The organism is Mesorhizobium sp. M0174, from assembly GCF_040322275.1.
Taxonomy (GTDB): domain Bacteria; phylum Pseudomonadota; class Alphaproteobacteria; order Rhizobiales; family Rhizobiaceae; genus Mesorhizobium.
This window is the reverse complement of sequence record NZ_JAMYTB010000050.1, coordinates 1-6,229: the sequence shown is the minus strand read 5'-3', so window position 1 is coordinate 6,229 and position 6,229 is coordinate 1. Positions and strand designations below refer to the sequence as shown.

Sequence of the window (6,229 nt, the reverse complement as noted above, 5' to 3'; positions counted from 1 at the left end):
AGCGCGGGTCAGCTTGGGAGAGGAGCGTTTCATAGTCTGGTGGGGCCTAATTCGCCTCGTAGTCCTAGTGGTCACCTATCGGCGCTCACCGGTCCCCTGAAGCGCCCGATAAACGCTCCGCTCACTGACCCCCAGTTCCTTTGGCTATCGCTGTTCTGGTCATGCCCTCGGCATCCAACTTCACGATCTTGTCGCGCTTCCCCATCGCTTCCGTCCTGGGTACTTGGTCTTGTCGCCTTTTGGCGGCATCGATCCCGATCCGTTGGCGCTCCAGCATGACGCTACGCTCAAGGCCATCCGCCAATATCTGGCGCCCTTCTACAAGTGGCGGCAGGCCGAGATCGTGGCGGCGGCCGAGCCGCTGATGCCTGGCCACCAGGCCTTTATCCGCATCACTCACCGGCGCGATCAGGCCAGACCTTTGATACGCCTGTTCGTGGCCTCCACGCTCATATCGGCGCAGCGGGCGCTCGACATCACTAGAGCTCATTTGGCAAGCAGCCCGCCGCTATACACTGGCCGTGTCCAGGCGTGGGCGTGGCCTTTCCGCTTGGGTATTAGGGTGCGGCCTGCCCGATCGGCCGTCCCTCGATCGACCCTGAGTTGCTGATCCGCATGCGGATCGTCGGCCAGCTCGTCCTCGACTCGATGAGCGAAGTCGTCGACGCCGTGCGCACCGGGAAGACAAGCCTGGAGCTGTAGCGGCCTCGCCTGTCCCGCCCCGGTGTCGTCGCTTCGCTGGCGCCACGGTGAGAACGCATAGATCTGGTCCAGTATTTTCAGCATCAGAACGTTGAGCTGGCGGGAACTTGCTCGCCAGCCGAGTTGAGTTCAGGCGGTGGTCGGGGGAGATCAGCCAGCCACACGCTGGTGATTCCAACCTGAGCCGATGTGCCAATCAGCAACCTTCGTCGGTCTTTTTCACCTGGCCCGGCGCGGCGGTGTTGGCTGCCGTGTCCTGCTGACCAGGCGCCGCCTGCTGAGCGCTGCCAGTCTGCTGGCCGGGCGCGCAGTCCCTGGCCGAGTTCGGATTCGTGGTGCCGCTGGTGGTCGTCGTGTCGGTGCCCTGATCGCCGGACATGTTGGTGCCGCTGCTCGTCGTGCCGGTGCCCTGATCGGTCGTACTGGGCATGGTTGTGGTGGTCGAGGTTCCGCTGGTCGAGCTTCCGCTCGAAGTTCCGCTGGTCGTCTGGGCAAAGGAAAGCCCGGCCGACACCGCCAGCACGGCCGAAGCCAAAAGGATGCGTTTCATCATCTTTCTCCTGTCTGAATGCGCGGGATGCGCCTGGCAAATTGAACAGGCAGACAGAAGGAGTGTTCCCCGATGAAGTTCAACTTTTGTAACTCTGGTCGTAGGTCAGCCTTACGATGGCGGGCGTATATTAGAAGCCTCTTGAAGAGGACACTGCCCGCACCAGAATCCATGGCATGGCTCGGGGAATAGGCATTGGTGACCAGGTGGCGATTACTGCCACGGTTCGAAGGCGGATAACAGAGGACCGCGTAAGCGTCTCTATCCCAGGTTACGACTTCCCACATTCCATCATCGACACGCCAAGGTGAACCGAGGCCAGCAAATCGACCTGAAAGGCGAGGTCACGCGCATCGACGAGGACACTGTGACGATCGACCTCGGGCCATTGGTCACGGTCGACCGTGAGAGGGCCCGGTTGGTGGAGAAGTATCGGCCGCCAAAACGACGAAAGGCACTTGCAGATGCCCCGGACTAGAACCGACAACATCGCGACAGGCTATGAGGGCAGGCCGCATGACGGGCCGGTAGAGAACGAGTCGAAGCATTTTGTCTACTGCCCAGTCTGCGGCCAAACGTTCGACGCGCGCGATCTTGGACAGGTGTTCCACCACGCTGAGCCGCAGCACGAGCCGCTTCCGGTCGAGCAATAGTCCAGCTGGTTGAGCTCTGGCGCCAGACCGACGTTGAGACCCTTCAGCGCGCCACCGACGTACGTTGGATGAGAAAAGGGTGCTGCGTGCACCGCGCCTTCCCCGCGCGCCGATGTTCCACCTGGAAGTCCCGCCGCACTGCCAGAACGGCGGGACCGATCAAACGCTTTGCACCAGGCGGGGGGATGCGGGGGGTTGGGCTTGCCAAGTGAGCGCGGACCTAACCAACCCTAAGCGCAACGGCGGCAACGCGTCCACCAACCGCCGGTTGGAGCGACAGGACGATTGAGCCGCCGGCAGGTCAGGTCATCCCGGGTCGCTATCGCTCGCAACCAGACGGTAGCGGAAATTGTTGCGGATATGGTCGTTGAAATAGCGGCCCTTGGCGAACGCGGCCCGGAACGCGGCAAAGGTTTCCGGCGGTACCCCCTCAAACTCGTACCGTTTACGGCTGGCGACGAACCACACCGAGAGGGTCCTTCTATCCAGATCATATTCCATCTTGCGGATCGAAGTAGATGGCATGAGCACCACAGGCCGAGGCCCGCGCCTTGCGGGAGCGCGGGCCGATCGGGATACCGATCTGCAGCAATACCTGGAGGTGGAGGATTCGCTGCGTGCACCGAACTTTCGCGGCGGTCCAGTGTTCCCAATCGAGATGCACAAAAAGCTAGCTGCACCTTTCGGCATCACGTGGACGTTGGATTTCTGAGAAAGCGGGAGCGTCAATACCAACTTCTGGCGATGGAATTTTCCCGTGAGATAGGCACGCTCCAGGCGAAGGAGTGGATCGCCATGACCGCCATCGCCTACAACCTTGCCAACGATATCAAAGGATCGTGGAGGGTCGTCTTCGTGCCGGACGAACTGCATCTGTATGTGGAATTCAGCCAGCCAGACGCCGACACAAACCCGGTTGATTGGATGAGCGTTGATGATTTTTTGCATGGCAGCCGAAAGGCGCGCTTCACAAGCGAGCGCGCGACAGCTTGGTTTCGCTCATTTGCAACGCGCTGACAGGGCGATGAGACAAGGGAAAACCCGCGCCGAGATCGAGTGCGAGCGCCGCGGGTGGGCCTATTCGACGTCCCGAAGGCACCGCGACGATGCCGCCAACGCGATAGCTAAAGCTCTTATCGGTGAGGCGCGCGGGCTTGGCTTTGAAGCGTCAGCGGCGCGACATTTCACCTTTCGCTCGGTGATCGCATTTTCGATGTCGATGTCGCTGACGTTAAGCTTTCTCACGAACTCCGCGTACGACCAGGCTGGCGTTCGTCAATCGACCTCCTGCAAGCCGAGACCGAACCAAGATCGAGGCACAAATGGTTCACGCTTCGTGCTTCGAAGCGCGTAAAAAGGCAGTGTGGATCCGCCATCCATCGCCGGCCAGAATCTTCCTCGCTACCCGCACAAACGCGTCGGCTCCAATGATAGGCGGGCATATCTTCCGGACTTGTCTGAGGTTTGTCTGTCAGCACATCTAATGTGCCTGCACAGAAGCCAACATTTCTGCGACCAACCGCGTACCTGGCACCGCCGACAGGTTGCTGCGGCGGATTTTCGCTTTCGCAGGTGAACAATGCCTATCAACCTTGTCATCGCACCTGGTCGCACGTAGAGGCCGTTCGAATTCTCATCGCTCGGCGCGATGTTTGGTCCGTCTGCCCAGAAGAGCGGAGCAAGCCATTGACACCCACGAAGTTGCTGATTGGGCAGATCGCTGTCGTATTCGCAATTGTCATTCTTGGCGTGTGGACTGCAACCCAATGGTGCGCCTACATGCTCTCCTATCAGCCGCCACTCGGCGCGCCCTGGTTTGTGACAGTCGGCTGGCCGATCTACCAGCCGTGGAAACTGTTCGAATGGTGGTTCCAATTTGACGCCTATGCGCCTGAAGTCTTCGACAAGGCTGGCATACTTGCCGGAGCCAGCGGGTTCCTGGGCTGTGCCGCCGCGATAGCTGGGTCCCTCTGGCGCGCACGGCAGCGGGGGTTGGTCACCACCTATGGGTCCTCACGATGGGCCATGAAGCTGGAGATCGAGAAGGCGGGGCTGTTTCAGCCGGCCGGCGTTTTCCTTGGCGGACTGAATTATCGCTATCTGCGCCATGACGGACCGGAACACGTCATGGCCTTTGCGCCGACACGTTCGGGCAAGGGCGTCGGACTCGTTGTTCCAACCCTTCTTTCCTGGACCGGCTCGGCCGTTATTCACGACATCAAAGGCGAGAACTGGCAGCTGACCTCTGGCTGGAGGTCGAAGTTCTCGTACTGCCTTTTGTTCAATCCTACCGATCCGAGATCGGCGCACTACAACCCGCTGCTGGAAGTGCGCAAAGGTCCGGATGAGGTCCGGGACGTTCAGAACATCGCAGACATTCTCGTCGATCCGGAAGGCGCGCTGGAGCGGCGGAACCATTGGGAGAAGACCAGTCATTCACTCCTAGTTGGCGCCATCTTGCACGTGCTCTACGCCGAAGAGGAAAAGACACTCGCCCGTGTCGCCACCTTCCTGTCGGACCCGCAACGCTCATTCGCTGCGACACTGCAGCGGATGATGACCACCAACCACCTCGGCACGGTGGACAAGCCCCAGGTCCATCCGGTCGTGGCCTCGGCGGCTCGTGAGGTGCTGAACAAGTCAGAGAACGAGCGCTCAGGCGTTCTCTCGACCGCCATGTCGTTTCTCGGGCTCTATCGAGATCCAACGGTTGCCGCGGCAACGTCGGCCTGCGACTGGCGCATTGCCGACCTTGTGGATGCCGAGCGACCGATGTCGCTGTATCTGGTCGTGCCGCCGTCGGATATCTCGCGCACTAAGCCCCTGGTGCGATTGGTGCTCAATCAAATCGGCCGGCGGCTGACCGAGCGCCTGGAGGGCGATCCAAAGAAGACCCGCAAGCATCAGCTCCTGATGATGCTGGATGAATTTCCGGCGCTGGGACGGCTCGATTTCTTCGAGACCGCCCTGGCCTTCATGGCGGGTTACGGCATCCGCGCCTATCTCATCGCGCAATCGTTGGACCAAATCTCCAAGGCCTATGGCGAGAACAACGCCATTCTCGACAATTGCCATGTGCGGATTGCCTTTTCCTCAAATGACGAGCGCACGGCCAAACGCATCTCGGACGCGCTCGGTACTGCGACGGAACTCAGATCGATGCGCAACTATGCCGGCCATCGGTTGGCGCCCTGGTTGTCCCACGTCATGGTAAGCCGCCAAGAGACCGCTCGCCCCCTGCTGACGCCGGGTGAGGTGATGCAGTTGCCGCAGGCTGACGAACTAATCCTGGTTTCGGGATTGCCGCCGATTCGCGCCAAGAAGTTGCGTTATTACCAGGATCCGAATTTCACGGAGCGAGTGCTGCCTTCGCCGGTGCTGCGCGACGGTGCCTACGCGGATCGGCCCACGTCGCGCCCGGACGATTGGAGCAGACAGGTGCGCGGCGTGGATCGGCGTTTTGCTGGCGATGACGACAGTGCCGGCGCGGCAATCGAAGACGGAGGTGTCCAGCAGCAGCGCCATCCGGGCCTGCGCGAAGAACGGACCCTCGTCGTCCAGGAGCCTGATCAGGGCGATCTGTTCACGCCCGCAGACGATGACTGCGAGACGCTCGCCGACAAGCGCGTCATGGATCGGATTTCCACCGCCGCACGTGCGTACGCCTCAACGAGGGAATGGGCGACGACAAGGACATCGTGCCCGGCTTCTGAACGGCGCGCCATACGCGGGCGCATCTCAGCGTAGATAACGGCCGTAAGCTATTTCGAGGATCTCGACGATGCTCGTTCCCAATCGCCGGTGCATCAGCGCCGGTCAGAGGGAACGAGCAGCATGAAGCCCCACCGCATTCGTCACCAGTTTTTGCTTGAACCCGAGTTGAGCGAGAAGCTGGAGAACCTCAGCCGCAATCCATCGACCACCAAATCGGCCCTTGTGGCGCACGCGGTCGAGGCCTTTATCGAGCGGCGTGGGGAGAATGAACTCGACCACCGCTACGGCAAGAGGCTCGACCGTCTTTCCCGCGACCTCGGACATGTCAGGCGCGATGTCGAGATGATCCTGGAGAGCCTGGCGCTCTTCATCCGCTTTTCGATCACGCTTCATGCTCACACGCCGGTGCCGGACAAGGCGACGCAAGCGATTGCCCAGGAGCGCTTCGAGAAATTCGTCGAACAAGTCGGCCGCCAAATCGCTTCCGGGAAACGGTCACTTGGCACGGACGATCGCAGGGGAGGGGAAGGATGAGTTCTCATCCGGAAGCCGACCATCGCCGCCGCGCCATGCTGCGCACCGCCATGGGTCCGGCGATCACCGAAGCCCT

At 61.0% G+C, this 6,229-nt stretch carries 7 protein-coding genes and 1 pseudogene; 5 read left to right on the top strand and 3 right to left on the bottom strand.

Features of this window, described 5'->3' with window-relative positions; genetic code table 11:
• Positions 1-121: 121 nt before the first annotated feature.
• Both NKJ13_RS31225 and NKJ13_RS31220 read right to left on the bottom strand, forming a co-directional pair.
• Positions 122-490: a hypothetical protein gene (locus NKJ13_RS31225; RefSeq protein WP_352779516.1), complete on the bottom strand. Its 369-nt coding sequence runs from the start codon at positions 488-490 to the stop codon at positions 122-124.
• 408 nt (positions 491-898) lie between these two features.
• Positions 899-1,252: a hypothetical protein gene (locus tag NKJ13_RS31220; RefSeq protein ID WP_352778088.1), complete on the bottom strand. Its 354-nt coding sequence runs from the start codon at positions 1,250-1,252 to the stop codon at positions 899-901.
• Between the two features lie 464 nt (positions 1,253-1,716).
• On the opposite strand from NKJ13_RS31220, the gene NKJ13_RS31215 reads away from it, so the two are divergent.
• Positions 1,717-1,905 (top strand): hypothetical protein, encoded by a 189-nt coding sequence (locus tag NKJ13_RS31215; protein WP_352779514.1) that lies wholly within the window; start codon positions 1,717-1,719, stop codon positions 1,903-1,905.
• A gap of 306 nt (positions 1,906-2,211) precedes the next feature.
• On the opposite strand, the gene NKJ13_RS31210 is transcribed toward NKJ13_RS31215, so the two are convergent.
• Positions 2,212-2,430 carry a KTSC domain-containing protein gene (locus NKJ13_RS31210; protein ID WP_352772395.1) on the bottom strand — a complete coding sequence of 73 codons (219 nt, stop codon included), beginning with the start codon at positions 2,428-2,430 and terminating at the stop codon, positions 2,212-2,214.
• Here NKJ13_RS31210 and NKJ13_RS31205 point away from each other — a divergent pair.
• From NKJ13_RS31205 to NKJ13_RS31190, 4 genes and pseudogenes are all read left to right on the top strand, one after another.
• Positions 2,429-2,617 carry a hypothetical protein gene (locus NKJ13_RS31205; RefSeq protein ID WP_352779510.1) on the top strand — a complete coding sequence of 63 codons (189 nt, stop codon included), beginning with the start codon at positions 2,429-2,431 and terminating at the stop codon, positions 2,615-2,617. The genes NKJ13_RS31210 and NKJ13_RS31205 overlap by 2 nt on opposite strands.
• A gap of 83 nt (positions 2,618-2,700) precedes the next feature.
• Positions 2,701-2,922: a hypothetical protein gene (locus NKJ13_RS31200; RefSeq protein ID WP_352779507.1), complete on the top strand. Its 222-nt coding sequence runs from the start codon at positions 2,701-2,703 to the stop codon at positions 2,920-2,922.
• A 669-nt stretch (positions 2,923-3,591) separates the two neighbouring features.
• Positions 3,592-5,618, top strand: a pseudogene (locus tag NKJ13_RS31195) (conjugal transfer protein TraG).
• Between the two features lie 121 nt (positions 5,619-5,739).
• The gene (locus NKJ13_RS31190; RefSeq protein WP_352779503.1) at positions 5,740-6,153 is read left to right on the top strand and encodes a CopG family transcriptional regulator; all 414 of its coding nucleotides are present in this window, start codon (positions 5,740-5,742) and stop codon (positions 6,151-6,153) included.
• Positions 6,154-6,229: the final 76 nt, after the last annotated feature.

Excerpts from the sequence above, each read along its gene's own strand:
- NKJ13_RS31225 (WP_352779516.1), bottom strand. The coding sequence starts at position 490 with ATGAGCTCTAGTGATGTCGAGCGCCCGCTGCGCCGATATGAGCGTGGA.
- NKJ13_RS31220 (WP_352778088.1), bottom strand. The coding sequence starts at position 1,252 with ATGAAACGCATCCTTTTGGCTTCGGCCGTGCTGGCGGTGTCGGCCGGG.
- NKJ13_RS31215 (WP_352779514.1), top strand. The coding sequence starts at position 1,717 with ATGCCCCGGACTAGAACCGACAACATCGCGACAGGCTATGAGGGCAGG.
- NKJ13_RS31205 (WP_352779510.1), top strand. The coding sequence starts at position 2,429 with ATGAGCACCACAGGCCGAGGCCCGCGCCTTGCGGGAGCGCGGGCCGAT.
- NKJ13_RS31210 (WP_352772395.1), bottom strand. The coding sequence starts at position 2,430 with ATGCCATCTACTTCGATCCGCAAGATGGAATATGATCTGGATAGAAGG.
- NKJ13_RS31200 (WP_352779507.1), top strand. The coding sequence starts at position 2,701 with ATGACCGCCATCGCCTACAACCTTGCCAACGATATCAAAGGATCGTGG.
- NKJ13_RS31190 (WP_352779503.1), top strand. The coding sequence starts at position 5,740 with ATGAAGCCCCACCGCATTCGTCACCAGTTTTTGCTTGAACCCGAGTTG.